At 68.0% G+C, this 17,451-nt stretch carries 16 protein-coding genes; 4 read left to right on the top strand and 12 right to left on the bottom strand.

Going from position 1 to position 17,451, the window contains the following annotated elements; translation table 11 throughout:
- Positions 1-5 precede the first annotated feature (5 nt).
- Both D107_RS0101605 and D107_RS0101600 read right to left on the bottom strand, forming a co-directional pair.
- On the bottom strand, positions 6-884 hold the full coding sequence (locus tag D107_RS0101605) for an undecaprenyl-diphosphate phosphatase (RefSeq protein ID WP_018866359.1): 879 nt from the start codon (positions 882-884) through the stop codon (positions 6-8).
- A gap of 96 nt (positions 885-980) precedes the next feature.
- Positions 981-2,288, bottom strand: a complete 1,308-nt coding sequence (locus D107_RS0101600; RefSeq protein WP_018875513.1) for a methyl-accepting chemotaxis protein — start codon at positions 2,286-2,288, stop codon at positions 981-983.
- 200 nt (positions 2,289-2,488) lie between these two features.
- Between D107_RS0101600 and D107_RS0101595 the strand changes: the two genes are divergently transcribed.
- The gene (locus D107_RS0101595; protein ID WP_018875514.1) at positions 2,489-2,926 is read left to right on the top strand and encodes an Rrf2 family transcriptional regulator; all 438 of its coding nucleotides are present in this window, start codon (positions 2,489-2,491) and stop codon (positions 2,924-2,926) included.
- 19 nt (positions 2,927-2,945) lie between these two features.
- Positions 2,946-4,655: an ExeM/NucH family extracellular endonuclease gene (locus D107_RS0101590; protein WP_018880612.1), complete on the top strand. Its 1,710-nt coding sequence runs from the start codon at positions 2,946-2,948 to the stop codon at positions 4,653-4,655.
- A gap of 17 nt (positions 4,656-4,672) precedes the next feature.
- Here the strand turns inward: D107_RS0101590 and D107_RS0101585 are convergent, their stop codons facing one another.
- From D107_RS0101585 to D107_RS0101570, 4 genes are all read right to left on the bottom strand, one after another.
- Positions 4,673-5,560, bottom strand: a complete 888-nt coding sequence (locus D107_RS0101585; RefSeq protein ID WP_018866363.1) for a mechanosensitive ion channel family protein — start codon at positions 5,558-5,560, stop codon at positions 4,673-4,675.
- A gap of 15 nt (positions 5,561-5,575) precedes the next feature.
- Positions 5,576-6,385, bottom strand: a complete 810-nt coding sequence (locus D107_RS0101580; protein ID WP_026280713.1) for a hypothetical protein — start codon at positions 6,383-6,385, stop codon at positions 5,576-5,578.
- A 77-nt stretch (positions 6,386-6,462) separates the two neighbouring features.
- A complete protein-coding gene (locus tag D107_RS0101575) occupies positions 6,463-7,521 on the bottom strand; it encodes a PA0069 family radical SAM protein (RefSeq protein ID WP_026280712.1) in 1,059 nt (352 codons plus the stop codon).
- Positions 7,522-7,843: 322 nt separating this feature from the next.
- A complete protein-coding gene (locus D107_RS0101570) occupies positions 7,844-8,218 on the bottom strand; it encodes a DUF1992 domain-containing protein (RefSeq protein ID WP_018880608.1) in 375 nt (124 codons plus the stop codon).
- A gap of 115 nt (positions 8,219-8,333) precedes the next feature.
- Between D107_RS0101570 and D107_RS0101565 the strand changes: the two genes are divergently transcribed.
- Positions 8,334-10,298, top strand: coding sequence for a bifunctional diguanylate cyclase/phosphodiesterase (locus D107_RS0101565; protein ID WP_018880607.1), 1,965 nt, complete (start codon positions 8,334-8,336; stop codon positions 10,296-10,298).
- Positions 10,299-10,308: 10 nt separating this feature from the next.
- Here D107_RS0101565 and D107_RS0101560 read toward each other — a convergent pair whose 3' ends face one another.
- The 6 genes from D107_RS0101560 to D107_RS0101535 all read right to left on the bottom strand — a co-directional run bounded on the left by D107_RS0101560 (position 10,309) and on the right by D107_RS0101535 (position 15,085).
- Positions 10,309-10,788: a hypothetical protein gene (locus tag D107_RS0101560; RefSeq protein ID WP_018866368.1), complete on the bottom strand. Its 480-nt coding sequence runs from the start codon at positions 10,786-10,788 to the stop codon at positions 10,309-10,311.
- 103 nt (positions 10,789-10,891) lie between these two features.
- Positions 10,892-11,926: a dihydroorotase gene (pyrC, locus tag D107_RS0101555; RefSeq protein ID WP_018880606.1), complete on the bottom strand. Its 1,035-nt coding sequence runs from the start codon at positions 11,924-11,926 to the stop codon at positions 10,892-10,894.
- Positions 11,927-11,982: 56 nt separating this feature from the next.
- Complete coding sequence (locus D107_RS0101550) at positions 11,983-12,240, bottom strand: DUF167 domain-containing protein (protein ID WP_018875521.1); 258 nt, start codon at positions 12,238-12,240, stop codon at positions 11,983-11,985.
- Between the two features lie 26 nt (positions 12,241-12,266).
- Positions 12,267-13,013 carry a class I SAM-dependent methyltransferase gene (locus D107_RS0101545; RefSeq protein ID WP_018866371.1) on the bottom strand — a complete coding sequence of 249 codons (747 nt, stop codon included), beginning with the start codon at positions 13,011-13,013 and terminating at the stop codon, positions 12,267-12,269.
- 71 nt (positions 13,014-13,084) lie between these two features.
- Positions 13,085-14,113 carry a hypothetical protein gene (locus D107_RS0101540; protein WP_018880605.1) on the bottom strand — a complete coding sequence of 343 codons (1,029 nt, stop codon included), beginning with the start codon at positions 14,111-14,113 and terminating at the stop codon, positions 13,085-13,087.
- A 138-nt stretch (positions 14,114-14,251) separates the two neighbouring features.
- Entirely contained in the window at positions 14,252-15,085 is an 834-nt protein-coding gene (locus D107_RS0101535; RefSeq protein WP_018880604.1) for an alpha/beta hydrolase, read from the bottom strand.
- A 124-nt stretch (positions 15,086-15,209) separates the two neighbouring features.
- On the opposite strand from D107_RS0101535, the gene D107_RS0101530 reads away from it, so the two are divergent.
- Entirely contained in the window at positions 15,210-17,408 is a 2,199-nt protein-coding gene (locus tag D107_RS0101530) for a bifunctional (p)ppGpp synthetase/guanosine-3',5'-bis(diphosphate) 3'-pyrophosphohydrolase (RefSeq protein WP_018880603.1), read from the top strand.
- Positions 17,409-17,451: the final 43 nt, after the last annotated feature.

Here is a 17,451-nt window from a genome sequence, read left to right as displayed (position 1 = left end):
CCCGATCAGTGGCCGTACATGATGTCCACGTCGAGGAAACCGAACAGGACCAGTAGCGCCAGCGCCCAGAGGTAGAAGGAGAAGACCTTCAGGTTGGCGCGGTACAGGAAGAACAACACCATCTTCAGCGACACAATCCCGACCAGCGCGGATACCACAAAGCCCACCGCCAGGGCCGTCCAGTTCAGGTCCCCAAGGCCGTTGCCGTTCAGGACGTCCAGCGACTGCACGGCGGTCGCCGCCAGGATCGTGGGAATCGCGAGGAAAAAGCTGTACTCCGCCGCCCAGCGCCGCTTGAGCCCGGTGAAGAGCGCGAAGACGATCGTCATACCGCTGCGCGAGAGCCCGGGAATCAGCGCGAAACCCTGCGCCACGCCGATGATCGCCGCGATCTTCGGGCTCAATTGGCGCAGGCCCAGCGGGCGCCGCTGCAACCGGTCCGTCCACCACAGCAGCACGCCGGTGAGGCTGAGCGTCCCGGCGATCAGCGTCGGGTGGGCAAACACCTGCTCGAACCCGGCCTTCAGGGTAAAACCCACGACGGCGGTCGCGAACACCGACAGCCCGCACAGCAGCGCCAGGCGCAGGAACAGCATCTCGCGCCCCGCGGAGCCCCGGGCGGAGGCCCACTGCCAGCTCTCGCGGGCGATCCCGCCGCTCAGCCGCAGCAGGCTCTTGCGGAAGACAAAGACAATCGATACCAGCGTGCCGACGTGCACCACCAGATCGAACAGGATCATCTCCGGGCTTTCCGGGGGCGGCAGTGGCTCACCCTGACGAATCAGCCAGTGCTGGGTCAGAACCAAGTGGGCGGTCGAGCTGACCGGAAGAAACATGAAGATGCCCTGCACGATCCCGAGCAGGGTGGCGACCCAGACTGTCATGACAGGTGCGACTCCGTGATCCCGAGGCGGGCCGCAGTATACGCAAACCACCCACCAGGCGTCGGTACCGGCGTCGCACCGCCGGCAAAAGCCCGGCTACACTCGGAACTGCGTCGTCAGACCTCGCAACTGCTCGATGCGCGCCACCAGGGCATCGGTCTCGCTGGCGGTGGCCTCGGCATTGGCCGCTGTCACCTGGGCCCCCTGACTGACCTCCGTGAGGGTGCCATCGACCTCGCGCGCGACCTCCGCCTGCTGTGACACGGCACCGGAGATCTCGTTGTTGAGATGCCGGATCCGCTCGACCGCCGAGCGGATCGACTGCAGGGCCTCGCCGGCACCGGCGGCCTCGTCCACGCCCGTTTCGCCCTTCTCCCGACTGCGCTCCATCGCACCGGCCGCCGAGCGCGCACCCGCCTGCAGCCGCTCGATCATGGCCTGGATCTCGGTCGTGGACTCCTGCGTCCGGGTCGCGAGCGTCCGGACCTCGTCGGCGACCACGGCAAACCCCCGACCCTGCTCGCCCGCGCGGGCCGCCTCGATGGCCGCATTCAGTGCCAGCAGGTTGGTCTGCTCGGCGATCCCGCGTATCACATCGAGAACCGACCCGATCTGGTCCGACTCGGCCTGAAGACGCGCCACCTGTTCGTTGGCGGTGCCGATCTCGCTCGCCAGCTCGCGCATGGTGCGCACGGTTGTGTCGACCACGCCGGAGCCGGTCCGGGTCTCGGTCTCGGCCTGGTCGGCCGCCTCGGAGGCCGTGCGCGCGTTGCGGGCGATCTCCTCGGCCGAGGCCGTCATCTGGTTCATGGCCGTCGCCACCTGGCCCAGCCGCGCCTGTTGCTGCTGCACCTCCTGATTCGTCTCCTCCGCCACGCGGTGCAGGGTGCCAACCGACTCCCCCAGCTCCCGTGCATGCTCCACCATCTCGGAGACCATGCGCTGCAGACGCTCGATGAAGGCGTTGAACAGACGAGCCAGGCGGTCGATGCCGTCGTTGCGCGGGGCCTCGATGCGCTGGCGCAGGTCCCCCTCACCCTCCGAGACCGCACGGAAGCGCCCGGCCAGTCCAGCCAGGCGGCGACGGATCATGAACACGAACAGGAAGTACACCACCACGATCACGCCAATCGCCACGCCCAGCATCATCGCGTTGACCTGCCAGGCCGCGACATCCAGCAGCCGGTCCACCGCAGCGGCCACTTCGGCCTCCAGGGCCGGCGTGGTCGCGTGCTCCTGCATGACCTGCTCCAGGGTGGCCTCCATCCCGCCCTTCAGCGTGGCCGTATGCCAGAACACCGCCGCGGCGGCGATCAGGAAGAACACCCCAACGATCGCACTCAATGCGAGCGAGAAACGTCCCGCCAGCGAAAGGCGACTCAGCCACCCACTCTCCTGCTCCATTGCTGCCCCCTGATGCCGGTACACTCCGGCTTTTGTTATCGCTGTAACGACCCACCGGCCCGAAGCTGTAGGCCGATGTGCACCTGTGCTTCACGCGAACGCAACGCATGCGCTTGTGACGCAGGTCCGGACCGATTAAGGTTCTATGAAATATACGTTCAAGCATATCCTCGATCACCGCGAACCGACGAAACCCTCCTATGCAGCTCACCCGCTATACCGATTTTTCCCTTCGCGTCCTGATGTACCTCACCGTGCAGCCGCGCGAGCAGCGCGTAACCGTCAGCGACATCTCCGAGCAGTTCGCCATCCCCCGCAACCACCTGGTCAAGATCGTGCACCAGCTCGGCCAGAAGGGCTACATCATCACCCGGCGCGGCAAGGGGGGCGGGATCTCGCTCGCCTGCGAACCCGCGGAGATCAACGTCGGCAGCGTAATCCGCGACATGGAGCCGAACCTGAACGTGGTGGACTGCGAGAACCCCGTCTGCCCGATCCTACCCGCCTGCCAGTTGCGCGGTGTTCTCAACGACGCACGCGACGCCTTCCTCGCCGTGCTCGACCGCTACACCATTGCCGATGTGACCCAGGCGCCCGACTACCTCTACGAGCTCCTGCATCCCGGCAAGAGTGCCTGAACGCCGGTATCCTTCGGCCATGGAACGGCCCGACCCGGCACCCCGAAAACGAACCGCCCTCCACGCGCACACCGGCGCCCGCTGGCTGGCCGTGGCCGTTCCGTGCCTGCTGGCGCTTGCGAGCGCCGACGCACGCCAGGCCTGTCCCGATCCCGGGACCACACCCACCCCCCTCGCCGAACTGCGCGCGGGGACCCTCCCCGAAGGAACGGAGGTGGTCGCGGAAGGCACCGTAACCGGCGTCTTCATGGACACGGACCAACTGGGGGGCTTCTACCTGCAACAGGGCTCGGCCACCGGGGCCACGGGCCTGTTCGTCTACGCCCCACGAAGGGACCCGGTCGCGGCCGGGCAGCGCCTGCAGGTGCATGGCGCCTTCACCCGCCATCGAGGCCGCCCCCAACTCTCGCAACTGGACGCGGTGGTGACCTGCGCCGACGGCGAACCGCCCGCCCCCGTCGACCTGCGCCTGCCCGACGCGGCCGACCGGCTGGGCGACTTTATCGACCAGCCGGTCCGTTTCCCGCAGCGCCTGACGGTCACCGACAACCGGGACCTCGGCCGCTACGGAAGCATGACGCTGGCCGCCGACGGGCGCCTGACGCACCCGGGCCAGACCGCCCCCGCGGACAGCCCGGGGCGCCAGGACATAGATCGGCGGATCGAACTGGACGACGGGAGCTATCGCGCGAACCCCGACCCGATCCCGTACCTCGACGACCAGGGGACCCGCCGCGCGGGAAGCTCGGTGGAAGGCCTCACCGGCATCCTCACCCACGCCTTCGGCGCGTACCGGATCCACCCCACCGAGCCCGTAGACTGGACCGGCGGCCAGCGTCCCGACCCGGTGCCAACCGCGGATGCGGGTGACCTGCGCATTGCCACCGCGAACATGGAGAATGACTTCGTCACGCTGGGCGAGCGTGGTGCGCAGACCCCGGCCGAGCGCCAACGCCAGACCGCCAAGCTGGATGCCCTGCTGCAGGGCCTGGATGCGGACCTGCTGGGTGCGGTCGAACTGGAAAACGCCGCGGCTGCGCGCGAGACCCTGGTGGCGCGCCTGAACGCCCGCCCCGGGGAGCGTGGCGAATATGCGGCCATCGTTCACCCGGCACCGGGGGACGACGCGATCAAGGTCGGCCTGCTCTACCGACCGGAACGGCTGCGTTTGGTCGACACGGCCGCCGACCGCGATACCGTCCACCACCGCCCCCCGCTGCTGGGCTGGTTCGAAGCGGGCGCTACCGGCGAACATCTCGGTGCAGTGGTCGTACATTTCAAGGCCAAGAGCGGCTGCCCCGACAGCGGCGATATCGACCGTGGCCAGGGCTGCTGGAACCAGCGCCGTACCGCGCAGGCCGAACGCCTCGTCGCCTGGATACGCGAACAGCAAACCGGCGAGTTCGCGGATGCTCCCGTCGTGGTCCTGGGCGATCTCAACGCCTATGCCGCCGAGGACCCCCTGCACGTCCTCCATGCCGCAGGAAAACACGATCTCGTGCACGACGACCCAAGTACCGCCCATACCTACGTCTTTCGCGGCCAGGCCGGGCAGCTGGACTACCTGCTGGGGCCCGACACGCTGCGTGAACGAGTCCGGGACGGCGCCACCTGGGCGGTCAACGCCGACGAGCCGGAATTCCTCGGATTTGATGGCCGCGCCCCGGCCGACGGGCCCTGGCGCGCCTCGGATCACGATCCGGTCTGGGCCGACCTGTACCTGGACTAGTCGGTGACTGCGGCCACTCAGTCGCGGGCGTCCGGTTCCGCAGGCACGGCGGCCTCCGCCTCGGCCGCCGACACGTTGTCGACAATCCGTACCGGCAACGGCCCGCCCAGGCTGCCCAGGGTCCTCTGCGGAAACGGGATGTCGATACCGGCCTCGTCCAGTGCCGCCTTCACCCCCTCGTGCATGGAGTTACGCAGGTCCAGGAATTTCTCCCGCCGCGCCCAGACCGAGAGCTGGATCTTCAGCGCGGAGTCGCCGTACTCGAGGAAGATGAACAGCGGCTTGGGCTCCTCCAGACAGACCGGGTTGCCCTCGGCGACCCCCATCAGCACATCGCGCAACTGCTTGAGATCGGTGTGATAGGCGACCCCGATCTGCATGTCGAGCCGACGGATCGGGAACCGACTGAGGTTGGTCAGCTGGGACTTCACCAGGCTCTCGTTGGGCACCCGGACCATCAGGTTGTCGAAGGTCCGCAGCTTCACCGACAGCGGATCGATGGACAGTACCTCTCCGGTGGCATCCCCCACCTTGATCACATCCCCGACAGAGAACGGCCGCTCACCGATCAGGAACAGCCCGGAGATCAGGTTGGAGGCGGAGGTCTGCGAGGCAAAGCCCAGCGCCACCGTGAGGATCCCGGCCGCACCCAGCAGCACGGTGAGGTCGAAGCCCAGCTCGCGCAGGGCCGAGGCCAGCACCAGGAGCACGATTACATAGAAGCTGATGCGCCGGGTCAGCATCACCTGCTGGGCATCGAGCTTGTCTTCCAGCACCCGCGCCAGCCCGCGCGACACCAGACGCGCGACCAGCAGACCCACCAGCAGATAAACCGCCGCGCGGACGGCCGCGAGGAACGCCTCGCTGGTGACGAAGGCCTGCGCGGCCTGTAGCCATTCATTCATCGTGTGCGTCGCCCCCTACTGAAACAGGGCGCTGAACGCCCGCACCATCAAATGCCGTCCGCCGGCCTCGCGGGGCTCAGCGATACGCTGCGCCCCCGTCGCGGCCCCGGGCGGCCCCGGGTCGATCTTCATCGCCGCCATGTCACGGTCCTCCTCGCGCTCCATGCGCACGGCCGGGGTCCACAGCCGATGGTGGCGATCGGCATACACCGGCAGTCGCGGCACCGGCAGGTTCACGCGCTCCAGGAACAGGGCATCGTCCGCCTTGTTGGCGATGGTCAGCGGCGTCACCACACGATGCGGCCGTTCCGGCACATCGGCCAGGTCCAGGCGCGCCTGGGTCCGGGTCGCGTAGCACAGCTCGCCATTCACGGTATTGGGGCCGAACCAGGTATCGGAAGGCGTATACACCGGGAATTCCTGCACCCGCGCCGCCCCCAGGTGCAGCTGCACCCAGGCCGGCGAACTGAGGTACAGGGTGACCTGCCCATGGGCCGGCACGTAGAACGGATTCTGCGGGCGGCTCACCATCGGACGATCGGCCAGGGCCACGCGCAGCTCCGGCTCGGCATCGGCCGGGGCCCCGGCAAACCGCAGCAGGTCCCGGGCACCGGCGGGAAAGGGTTCACTGCAGGGGACGTCGATCGCCAGGGTCGCGTCCGCCGCGTCGCGCGGTCGTTCCAGCACCATCTGCCATTCCTGCGCCCCATGCAGGAGCCACAGGTCCAGCGGACCGATGGACCAGCGACCGTGCGCGCCCGAGGCCAGCGGCCGGCGCCCCCACCAGGTCGCGGGATCGGTACGCGTTGTCGAGGTCTCCGCCATCATCCCGTCCTTGCCATGCATAGCCTCACTGTAAACCAGAAACGGACGCCCGGGAGACGGCGCCGCGCGTTCCCCGCTCAGAAAAGGTCCAGCTGCCCCTCCTCGCGTCTCCGCCGCGGGCGTGCCGGCTGCACGAACTGGCTGCAGTCCAGCTCCACCAAGCGGCCACCCAGGCCCGCCCGCCGCCGGGCCAGCCGGAAGCGCTGGCGCAGCAGCTCGGCATACGCCCCCGCCCCGCGCATGCGGTGCCCGAAGGTCGCGTCATACAGCTTGCCACCATGGGCCTCACGCAGGCGCTGCAGCACATGGTCTGCCTTGAGCGGGTGGTGATGGCGCAACCAGTCCTCGAACAGCGGCGCCACCTCGCGTGGCAGACGCAGCAGCACATAGCCGGCAGCCACCGCCCCGGCGGCCGCACCCGCCTCCAGCAAAGACTCCACCTCGCCATCCGTCAGCACCGGGATCAGGGGCGCCACCAGAAGGCTCACGGGCACGCCCGCCGCGCTCAGCCGTTGGATGGTCCGGAAACGCCGTTGCGGAGCCGCGGCGCGCGGCTCCAGGTGCCGCGACAGGTTGCGGTCCAGCGTCGTCACCGATACGGCGACCTGGACCAGCCCGCGCTCGGCCATCGGGCCCAGCAGATCCAGATCGCGCTCCACCAGGGCCGACTTGGTCACGATCGACACCGGATGCCCGGTCTCCGCCAGGACCTCCAGCAGCTGCCGCGTAATCCGCCAGTCCCGTTCCACGGGTTGATAGGCATCGGTGTTGATACCCAGCGCAAGGGGCGTCACACGGTGGGACGGGCGGGCCAGCTCGCGCCGCAGGCATTCGGCCGCGCCCACCTTGGCAAACAGCCGGCTCTCGAAGTCGAGGCCCGGGGACAACCCGACGTAGGCATGCGCCGGGCGGGCGAAGCAGTAGGCACAGCCGTGTTCACAGCCCCGATACGGGTTCAGCGAAAGCTCGAAGGGCACATCCGGCGACTGGTTCCATGACAACACGCGGCGTGGATGCTCGACGGTCACCTCCGTACGCAGGGGCGGCGGCGCCTCGCCATCGCCTTCCCAGCCATCATCGAAGGGTTCGCTCCGGGTGGGCTCGAAGCGGGCATGCGGGTCTAGGGAGACGCTGATTGAATCGCACGTCCGCGTTGGCGCCCCCTGTTTTCCGAGACAAGGCGCGTCGTGCAGCGGGTAGTGGTTCTACCCGCAAGCGGTGCAACGCAGGATCGGGGAACAGGGGGCACCAACCCCACAAGCCATTGAAAGCAGGGGCTCGGCCGCTTTTGCGCGCGCACGGCGTTGCGGCTCCCTTGTGCAGAACGACTGCACGGCGGTCACCGCGCCTTGTTCGCACGCAAAAGCGACTTGAGCGCGGACGCGCGATTCAATCAGCGTCTCCCTAGGGTCGCCCCGCGCCCCCGTGCAGGACCCCTCGTGGGACCGCAGCGCTCGGTCATCGGGCCGACCCGTCCATGCGCTCGCACAGCTGGCGAAAGTAGCCGGACTCCGACACCATCGCCCGGCCTTCGCCGCTCTGGTTCAGCCGGTCCAGCAGGAGCCGCAGGCGCCGCGCGGCGTGCTGCCGGGAGGCCTCGTCATCCGCCGCCTGCAGCAGGGCCTCCGCCGATGCGATCGCGCCCCGGATCCGCACCGCCTCCGGCACATAGCCGGCATTCTTCAGCACGCGATAGGCCATGCGCAGCTCTTCCGGCACCGCGCGGTCATCGTCCAGCTCCAGCGGCCGGCCAGCCCCCGGGAGGTCGTCGAACGCCCCGCGACGCGCCGCATCCGCCAGTTTCGCCTCGATTTGTGCCTCATTAAGCAGCATCGCTCGCCCCGTCAACCGCATCCGTTATGCCGGCCGAACCCGCCCTGTTGAGGACCGAACGGGTTTACCGTAAGGTCCGCCGCACCCGCACAACACGACCAGCGCACGGACCCCGATGGCAGCCACTTCGCGAGACAACCCGTCGGCGTCCGCCGTGCGTTCCCTCGCGCCGGCCCGCGAGGCCCTGCGCGCGGACCCGCGGTTCGACACCTACCTGACTCGGCAGATCCCGGTGCTGGTGGCATTATCGCTGCTGCCCGGGCTCGGGTATATCCTGCTGGGCGCCCTGCACGATGCGCTTGTCGCGGCCGCCTCCTGGTACGCAGTCATGTTTGCCGCCTCGCTCTGGGGAGTCCAGCTTTTCTGGCGGTACCACCGATCGCCGCTGTCACCGGAGCAGCGCAGCCGCTGGCGCCTGCGGCTGACGCTCTTTCTTTATCTCTACCTGGCGCTGTGGACCTGGATCTTTCTGGTCTTCGTGCGCCTCGACGCCCAGAACCTGCACTACATCGCCATCTTCACGCAGATCGGCGCCACCACGGTCGTCGCGGCCCTGCTCTACCCGGCCCCGTGGGTCTTCCGCCCGTTGATCCCGGCCATGATGGTGCCGCTGGCCGGCTACTTCCTGCTGATCGGTGACTGGTATGGCTACGTGCTGGCCGCCTTCTCCGCGACCCTGGCCCTGGTGCTGTACTACGCCGCCAGCAGCAGCTTCGGGCTTCTGCGCGACAGCCTGTATCAGGCCTCGCACGACGCCCTCACCGGGCTCAACAACCGCGCCGCCTTCATCGAGCACCTCGAGCAGAGCCTCGAGGTGCTGCAGCATCATCGCCAGCATTCGTTTCTGCTGCTGATCGACCTGGATCATTTCAAGACGGTCAACGACCTTCTGGGCCACGACATCGGCGACGAGTTGCTGAAGTCCGTGACCCGCGACTTCGCCAACACCCTGCCGCCGGGCCACCATCTCGCCCGTCTGGGCGGCGACGAGTTCGTGATCGTCGCCCCCGGAAAGGAAGACCGGCATACCTGCGAACGGGCGGCCCGGCGCCTGGCGCACTCGCTGCTGCGGGTGGTCAAGACGCCCTACATCATCCGCAATCATCATCTGCATGTCAGTGCCAGTATTGGCATCCGCCTGATCGAGCCGCACGCGGGGATCGACTCGCACCAGCTGGTCCGCGAGGCCGACATCGCCATGTACGAGGTGAAGGACCGCGGGCGCGACGGCGTGGTGGTGTTCAGCGACGAACTGTCGCGGGCGGTGGAACGGCACCTGCAGATCGAGCGCTGCCTGCATTTCGCGCTGCAGAACCGGGAGATCGAGGTGCTCTTCCAGCCGCAGCTCGACCGCGACGGCCGCATCCGCAGCGCCGAAAGCCTGATCCGCTGGAACAGCGCCGAACTGGGCCCGGTTTCCCCCGCGGAATTCATCCCGATCGCCGAGCAGACCGGCTTCATCAGCGAACTGGGCGACACCGTGATCGCGCGGGCCTTCCAGACCCTGCGCGACTGGGATCGCGCCGGCTTCCACCTGGAACAGCTCGCGATCAACATCAGCCCGCGCCAGCTGGTGCACCTGAATTTCGTGCAGCGCATGCAGGAGCTGATCGCGCGCCACCTGGGCCGTGAACACGCGCATCGCATCACACTGGAGATTACCGAACACGTCGTCGCCGAGGATACCGACCGCGTCGTGTACATCATGCAGGCCCTGCGCGACATGGGCCTGCGTTTCTCGATGGACGACTTCGGCACCGGGTTCTCGTCACTGAGCTACCTGAAGCGCCTGCCCTTCGACGAACTCAAGATCGATCGCAGCTTCGTGCGCCAGGTCGACCACGACCCCGGTGATCAGGCGATGGTGCGGACCATCTGCGACATCGCCCGGCAGTTCGAGCTGGAAGTCGTCGCGGAGGGGGTCGAGACCGAGGCCCAGTACCAGTGGCTGGCCACGCACGGGAACCTGCGCTTCCAGGGCTACCTGTTCGCCCGCCCCATGGAGGCCGGCGCCTTTCTCGACTATTGCCAGGGAATCCCGGCACCGAGCCGTGCGGTGGCGCCGTCGACCGGAGGGTAGCGGCCCGGGATCAGGCGCCGCCGGTCGCGGCCGGCACCACCCAGAGCGTGAGCGACAGCAGGATCGCCGTCAGGCTTACCCCGATGATCGGCAGCATCATCACCCCGGCCAGCGCCTCGCGCCGAAACAGGCGCACGGCCATCCCGCCCAGCGTCAGCGTCCACCCGATCGCGACAAAGAACGCCAGGGCGTTGAGCTCCGCGCGCCACAGCAGGATGAGCGCCACCGGCAGCCCGAGATTCAGGATCACGACCCCCATCTCCTGGCTCCCCGCCGCCCGTCCGGCGGACAGGGCATAGGCGTACGCGGCCCAGACCATCAGCAGGCCGAAGCCGAGCGCACCCGCCGCGGGCGAACTGAGCGGGGCCCGCAGGATGGCCGCCCCGGCCGGTTCCAGCCCGACCCCCAGCGCAATGATCAGCAGCGCCACCCCCAGGCTGATGGCCAGCCAGAACCACAGGGTTCCGCGTTGCACATTCGGTTCCGTCATATCCTGGTCCTCGTCCTGTCGGTGGCTGCCTGACCTGCTGACCGCGCGCGTCCTTCAGGGTTCGCGTTGTCCGATCGCACCCTGGTTACGGCCCGGCCCCTGATTACCGGGCCAGCTGCCAGGCAATGGTCTCGCCCGCGCGCAGCGGTACACCCGGGTCATGGCCGAAGAGTACTGCCTCGGGCACGGTCCAGGGTGAGCGTTCCAGCGTCAGGGTGTCGGTGTTGCGCGGCAGTTTGTAGAAATCGGGCCCGAAATGGCTGGCGAATCCCTCCAGACGATCCAGCGCATCCGCGGCGGCAAAGGCCTCCGCATACAGCTCGATGGCCGCATGCGCGGAATAGATTCCGGCGCAGCCACAGGCCGACTCCTTCGCGTGGCGCGGATGCGGCGCGCTGTCCGTGCCCAGGAAAAAGCGCGGATGGCCGCTGGTCGCGGCCGCCATCAGTGCCTTGCGATGGCGTTCGCGCTTGAGGATCGGCAGACAGAAGTGATGCGGGCGCATCCCGCCGGCAAACAGCGCATTGCGGTTGTAGAGCAGATGCTGGGGCGTGATGGTGGACGCGACATTGGCGGGCCCGTCCTGGATGAACTGTACGGCCGACTCGGTCGTGATGTGTTCCAGCACCACCCGCAGCTCCGGAAAATCCCGGATCAAGGGCTCCAGATGGCGCTCGATGAACACCGCCTCGCGATCGAAGATGTCCACGTCCGGATCCGTCACCTCGCCGTGGATCAACAGCGGCAGATCCACCCGCTGCATGGCCTCGAACACCGGATAGCAGCGGCGGATATCCGTCACCCCGCTGGCCGCGTTGGTCGTGGCCCCGGCCGGGTACAGCTTCACCCCGTGCACAAAGCCGGAGGCCTTTGCCGCGTCGATCATGCCCGGGGTCGTGCCCTCGGTCAGATAGAGCGTCATCAGGGGCTCGAAATCGGCCTCCTCCGGCAACGCCGCCAGGATGCGGTCGCGGTACTCCGCCGCGGCCTCCAGCGTGGTCACCGGCGGCTTCAGGTTGGGCATGATGATCGCGCGCCGGAAGCGGCGCGCGGTATCCGGCAGCACCGACGCCAGCACATCGCCATCCCGCAGGTGCAGGTGCCAGTCGTCCGGTCGGGTCAGGGTCAGGCGGTTCATCCGTAGTTCCCTTCGCAGGGGCCCGCACGGTACGGGCCCGTCACAGTCATCAGTTATCAGGATAGCGCGGAGCGCAAGTCGGTCTCGGACCAGCCCTCCACCAGTAACGTCTTGTTACGCGAGTTCGCGCCTGCCACCACCCGCACAGCCGACTTCGGGCATGCCAGTTTCGCTGCCAGCAGCTCGATCACGGCCGCATTGGCGCGGCCCTTCTCCGGAGGCGCCTGGACCTGCAGCTTGAGGGTCTCCCCCATCCAGCCGGCCACCGCGTTGCGCTTGCTGCCCGGAGCGACCTTCACCTTCAGCCGCGCCATGCGAAACACTGAGCCATGTATACGCTCTACTCGGCGGGCCGCGTCGCCATGTAGGCACTGAACACGCCCAACTGCACATCCCGCTGCACGTCCTCGAACCCGACCGCGCGCAGGGTGTCCTGGATCTCTTCCGGCGGCACGCACTGGTCGATGGTGTCCCAGAAATAGCGCATCAACAGGTGGCCGTCGGGATCGCGGGTCAACACCTTGCCGACGAACGGCACGAAGTCCCGGAAATAGAAACGCGCCAACGCGAACTGGCGCCGGGTCCGTGGCCGCGAGACCTCCAGGATGGTGCAGCGACCGCCCGGCTTGAGCACGCGGAAATACTCGCTGAACAGTTCATGCAGATCCCGCACATGGCGCAGCCCGTAACCCATGTACAGGCGGTCGAACTGGCGGTCCGGCAGCGGCATCTGCTCGCCGAGGCTCTGGACGAAGGTCGCGTCCATCTTGGTGCGGGCGATGTCCATCATGCCCCGGCTCGGATCCACGCAGGTCAGATGGTCGTCGCCCACCACCTTCCGGATCTCCTGCGCGACCGGCCCCGTCCCGGTCGCCACATCCAGGACGTTCATCCCGGCCTTCAGGCCGGACTTCTTCAGCACGAAGCGGCGATAGGCCTGCCCCGTCCCGAAAAAACCGACCCGCAGGATGCGGTCATAGTACGGGGCCGTCCGGTCGAACAGGTCGTCGACGTAGGCGCGGCGGCTGCCCTCGTCCCCGTAGTAGTCCTTCAGGACCGGGTGCGGCTTCTTGGTCGTTGGCTGCATTGCGTATTCTCCCAGGCAGGGGACCGGGGGCCGACCAGACACGGCGGCCGACCCGATCCGGCGTCAGTTCGTCATGGCATTGCGAGCGCCTCGCACAGGCGCTCCGAGTACTGTCCCTCGATCTCCACCAGCAATTCCTCGCGACAGATGTCGCCATGCAGCAGAAGCCAGGGGATGTGGTGACCCAGGCGCGCACGCAGGTGGTTCTCCGCGGCGGGCGCATCCTCGGCGTGGCGCAGATAGACCTTGAGCAGCGAGAGCGCCTGCGGCGTTTCCGCTCGCACCGGGTGGTGGGTGGAGGCCTGCTCCAGCAAAGCCCCGATATTGTGCAGGCTCTCGTCAATCTGCGCCTCGAGATCCCCCACATGGCGGCTTTCATGGCCCACGATGCTGGCCGTGCCCGAAATGAACAGCTCGGCGGCCTGCGGGCCCGGCTGCCAGAGGCTGGCGCGGGCAAACGAGGGGCTGCGCGGCCCGTACTGCCGGGGGTAGCGGTAGGCACTGACCTGGCGCGGATTCTCGATGCGCGCCGCGGGCTCGCGCGTCGCAATGAAGTAGATCAGCAGGCCGTCGGAGTGCGTGCCGATCGCCGTGGCCGCCGGCAGGATCCGCTCGTACTCCGGCAACGCCTCGAAGACCTGCGCCCGTCCGCTGCAGAACCCGCGATAGCGCTCCTGCCCGTCGACCGGATCATTGATGGCCGGGAGGTAGTTCCAGACCCGTACCAGGTGGTCAAAGCCCAGCGCCCGACAACCGGACAGGATCTCGCGGTAGGCGCATTCCGTCAGCGGTTCCGGGTCCGCGCGGGCATCCAGCGGCGCGTGCCAGCAACCCACAAGGCAGTCGCGGCCGCGCAGGTAGGTCAGCGAGCCGTCTGCCCCTGTCTCCCCGCGTACGCCGTCCGGCAGCGACCAGCACTCCACCCAGTCCGTATCGCGGCCCAGCGGCTCCAGCCCCACGTGGATCTCCAGGCGTCCGGGCTTGCGCTCGACACCACAGGTGCGACCAAAACGAATCACCACGGACGCCGAGGCGCCGTCCGGATCCTGTGCTCGACGGTAGGTGACCGTCAGCGGGGCTTTGTCAGCGGATTCCATCATTCGGTGGGAGCGGGAGGCGCATCGCCTCTCCATCGGCATCCATTCCGGCCAGAACAGCGGCGCAGTCTACCAATCTCCCGCGCTGGAGACACGGCCGCCCGGCGGCCCGGGATGCGGCGAGTGTCTGTAGGGCTGCCGTCAGGGATCGTCAAGCCCGAAACCCGCATCGTTCAGGAATGCCCGCAGGCCGTCGATGTAGGCATCTCCGGTGGCCAGAAAGGCGTCGTTATGGCCGCCTTCCATTTCCAGCAGTCGGGCCTGCCCGGCGGCCACGTGCAGCCGTTCGGCGTGCTCGAATGGCACGATCTCGTCGTCCGGGCTGTGGGCCAGCAGCAGCGGCGCGGTGATGGCCTCGATGCGGCCCAGGGTGTCGTATTCGTGGCGCAACAGGGCCCGCACCGGCAGCCACGGATAGTGGCGCGCTCCGAGATCCGCGGCCGAGGTAAAGGCCGATTCCAGGATCACCGCGCCCGGCTCCACCCCGGTGGCCAGATCCGCCGCTACCGCCGCCCCCAGGGAGCGCCCGAACACCACGACCGAGTCGGGGGCGATCGAGCGCTCCTCCGTCAGGTACTCCCAGGCGGCGCGGGCATCCGCGTAGGTGCCCGCCTCGTCCGGGCGGCCCGCGCTGCGGCCATAGCCGCGGTAGTCGATGATCAGGACGGCAAGCCCCAGTTCATGGAAGAGCTGCAGGGAGTGCAGTCGATGGCTGACATTGCCGGCATTGCCATGCAGAAACAGCAAGACCGGCGACTCCTCGCCCTGCGGCGACGGCACGAACCAGCCATGCAGCCGCACCCCGTCGGCAGTCACCAGTTCGACGTCTTCGTAGTCCAGTCCAATGCGTTCCGGCGTGCCGGTCAGGTTGCTGGAAGGCAAGTAGACCAGACGGTCCTGGGTCACGAAGATCAACCCGGTCATCAGGGTGTATCCGAGCCCTGCGAGCACCAGGATCTTGAACAGATTGGCCATACCCCGATCCTGACCGCCCAGTCGCCCCTGTGCAAGGCAAACACCGAACGTGTGAAGCGCTCTCGCCCGTGCGCCCGGACCGGTACAATGCCCGCGAACGATCTGGCTGAAACGACCCTACCCCATGCGCCATTCGCTGCTTACCAATACGGATCTGCAGGGCCTCGACCGCGATGCGCTGCTGCGCCACTTCGCGGGCAGCCAGCCGCTGGATGATTCCACCGGCCAGCAACTGGGCGAGGCACTGGACCTCGCGCTGGAGGCGGTCGAGGCCGCCGGGCTCGAATCCCACCCCCTGGATGTGGCCGAGATCCTGCGCCACCTCAACGTGGACCGCCAGACGCTGATCGCAACCCTGCTGGTACCCGTCTATCTGGCCTCCCGGATCACCCCGGCCCGGATCGAAACGGACTTTGGTGCGGCCATCGCGCGTCTCACCACCAACGTCGCGGCCCTGGTGCGGCGCCGTTTCGAGGCGCCGGCGGGCCGGCCGGAACAAGCCGAGCGCCTGCGCCGCATGCTGATGGCGATGGTCGACGACGTGCGCGCCGTGCTGATCAAACTGGCGTTCCGCGTGCAGCACCTGCGCCTGCTGGTACGCGAGCCGGATGACAGCGCCCGAGCCCTCGCGCAGGAGACCCTGGACGTCATCGCGCCCCTGGCCAACCGCCTGGGCGTCGGCCAGCTCAAGTGGGAGATGGAAGACCTCGCCCTGCGCATCCTGGAACCAGATACCTATCGCGAGATCGCCAGAGGTCTGGAAGAAAACCGCACGGAAAGAGAGACCTATGTAGAGGCGTTTGCGCAGACTCTTAAGGACCGCCTGCGCGCCGAGGGCATCGAGGCACGGGTCTTCGGGCGGCCCAAGCACATCTACAGCATCTGGAAGAAGATGCAGCGCAAGCGCACCTCGCTGTCCGAGTTGTACGATCTGCGCGCCACCCGCGTGATCGTCGACCAGCTGGCCACCTGCTACACCGTACTTGGCATCGTGCACAACGACTGGCGCCACCTGCCCAGCGAATTCGACGACTACATCGCCAACCCCAAGGACAACGGCTACCAGTCACTGCACACGGCCGTGGTCGGGCCGGAGGGCAAGGTCGTGGAGGTGCAGATCCGCACCCGCGAGATGGACGACTTCGCCGAGCTGGGGGTCGCCGCCCACTGGCGCTACAAGGAGGGCGGGCGCGAAGACCAGGCCCTCAACCGCGCCATCAACAGCCTGCGCCAGCTGCTGGAGGCCGCCGACAACAACGACCAGAACCTGCTCGACGAGATCCAGAGCGAGCCCCTGCACCAGCGCGTGTTCGTGCTTACCCCTCAGGGTGAGGTACTGGACCTGTCCCTGGGCGCAACCCCGCTGGACTTCGCCTACGCCGTCCATACCGAGGTCGGCCACCGCTGCCGGGGCGCCAAGGTGGACGGGCACATCGTCCCGCTCACCTACAGGCTGAAGTCCGGCGAGCGCGTCGAAGTCCTGACCACTCGCGAGGGCGGCCCCAGCCGCGACTGGCTCAACCCCAATCTCGGCTACCTGAACACCGCCCGCGCCCGCTCCAAGGTCCGCACCTGGTTCCGCCAGCAGCACCAGGACGAACACCTGGCCACCGGCAAGCACCTGTTCGATCGCGAATGCCAGCGTCTCGGCTGCGGACAGGACCTCGACCGCGGCGCCCTCGCCGAGGCCATGAAGTACCAGACCTTCGACGAGCTGCTGGTCGCGCTGGGTGCCGGCGACATCACCACGGCCCAGATCGCCGGGCGCATCTCCCAGCAGATGCGCGAGACGCGGGGTCGAGAAAAGCCCGCCGCGCCGCCAGCGCCCCAGCGCCCGCGGCGCCATGACGGCGAGGCAAAAGAGGACGACATCAAGATCCGCGGCGTCGGCGGCCTGCTGACCACCCGGGCGGGCTGCTGCAACCCGCAGCCCGGAGACCCCATCATCGGCTTCATCACCCGCGGTGCCGGCGTCTCCGTCCACCGCAGCGACTGCGTGAACATCCTGCACCTGCCGGAGGAAAAGCGCGGCCGCCTGATCCCCGTCTCCTGGGGCGAAGAACCGGAACGCGAGGCCATCACCCTGGAGGTGGACGCCCATGACCGCCCCGGCCTGCTTGGCGAGGTCGGCAACGCCTTCTCCGAATGCGGCATCAACCTCCTGCGCGTGAACACCCAGACCAACCGCGAGGACCGCAGCGTGCGCATGGAACTGGAAGCCGAATACAGCGACCTCGGCGAACTCAGCAACCTCTTCGACCGCCTCCAGGCCCTCGGCAGCATCCAGACCGTCCGCCGCCTCCCACCCGCGGCCTCCACGTAGACATGTAGGAGCCCAGCCCTCTGGGCGATCCGGGCCTGTCCAG

This window comes from Thioalkalivibrio sp. ALE30 (assembly GCF_000377465.1).
GTDB lineage: Bacteria > Pseudomonadota > Gammaproteobacteria > Ectothiorhodospirales > Ectothiorhodospiraceae > Thioalkalivibrio.
The sequence above is the reverse complement of the archived record's forward strand: the minus strand, read 5'-3'. Positions and strand labels throughout refer to the sequence as shown.

What these genes read in the sequence shown, in the direction of transcription:
- D107_RS0101530 (WP_018880603.1), top strand. Translation starts at nt 15,210, where the DNA reads ATGCGCCATTCGCTGCTTACCAATACGGATCTGCAGGGCCTCGACCGC.
- D107_RS0101535 (WP_018880604.1), bottom strand. Translation starts at nt 15,085, where the DNA reads ATGGCCAATCTGTTCAAGATCCTGGTGCTCGCAGGGCTCGGATACACC.
- D107_RS0101540 (WP_018880605.1), bottom strand. Translation starts at nt 14,113, where the DNA reads ATGATGGAATCCGCTGACAAAGCCCCGCTGACGGTCACCTACCGTCGA.
- D107_RS0101590 (WP_018880612.1), top strand. Translation starts at nt 2,946, where the DNA reads ATGGAACGGCCCGACCCGGCACCCCGAAAACGAACCGCCCTCCACGCG.
- D107_RS0101580 (WP_026280713.1), bottom strand. Translation starts at nt 6,385, where the DNA reads ATGGCGGAGACCTCGACAACGCGTACCGATCCCGCGACCTGGTGGGGG.
- D107_RS0101595 (WP_018875514.1), top strand. Translation starts at nt 2,489, where the DNA reads ATGCAGCTCACCCGCTATACCGATTTTTCCCTTCGCGTCCTGATGTAC.
- D107_RS0101550 (WP_018875521.1), bottom strand. Translation starts at nt 12,240, where the DNA reads ATGGCGCGGCTGAAGGTGAAGGTCGCTCCGGGCAGCAAGCGCAACGCG.
- D107_RS0101600 (WP_018875513.1), bottom strand. Translation starts at nt 2,288, where the DNA reads ATGGAGCAGGAGAGTGGGTGGCTGAGTCGCCTTTCGCTGGCGGGACGT.
- D107_RS0101565 (WP_018880607.1), top strand. Translation starts at nt 8,334, where the DNA reads ATGGCAGCCACTTCGCGAGACAACCCGTCGGCGTCCGCCGTGCGTTCC.
- D107_RS0101570 (WP_018880608.1), bottom strand. Translation starts at nt 8,218, where the DNA reads ATGCTGCTTAATGAGGCACAAATCGAGGCGAAACTGGCGGATGCGGCG.
- D107_RS0101605 (WP_018866359.1), bottom strand. Translation starts at nt 884, where the DNA reads ATGACAGTCTGGGTCGCCACCCTGCTCGGGATCGTGCAGGGCATCTTC.
- D107_RS0101560 (WP_018866368.1), bottom strand. Translation starts at nt 10,788, where the DNA reads ATGACGGAACCGAATGTGCAACGCGGAACCCTGTGGTTCTGGCTGGCC.
- D107_RS0101545 (WP_018866371.1), bottom strand. Translation starts at nt 13,013, where the DNA reads ATGCAGCCAACGACCAAGAAGCCGCACCCGGTCCTGAAGGACTACTAC.
- pyrC (WP_018880606.1), bottom strand. Translation starts at nt 11,926, where the DNA reads ATGAACCGCCTGACCCTGACCCGACCGGACGACTGGCACCTGCACCTG.
- D107_RS0101585 (WP_018866363.1), bottom strand. Translation starts at nt 5,560, where the DNA reads ATGAATGAATGGCTACAGGCCGCGCAGGCCTTCGTCACCAGCGAGGCG.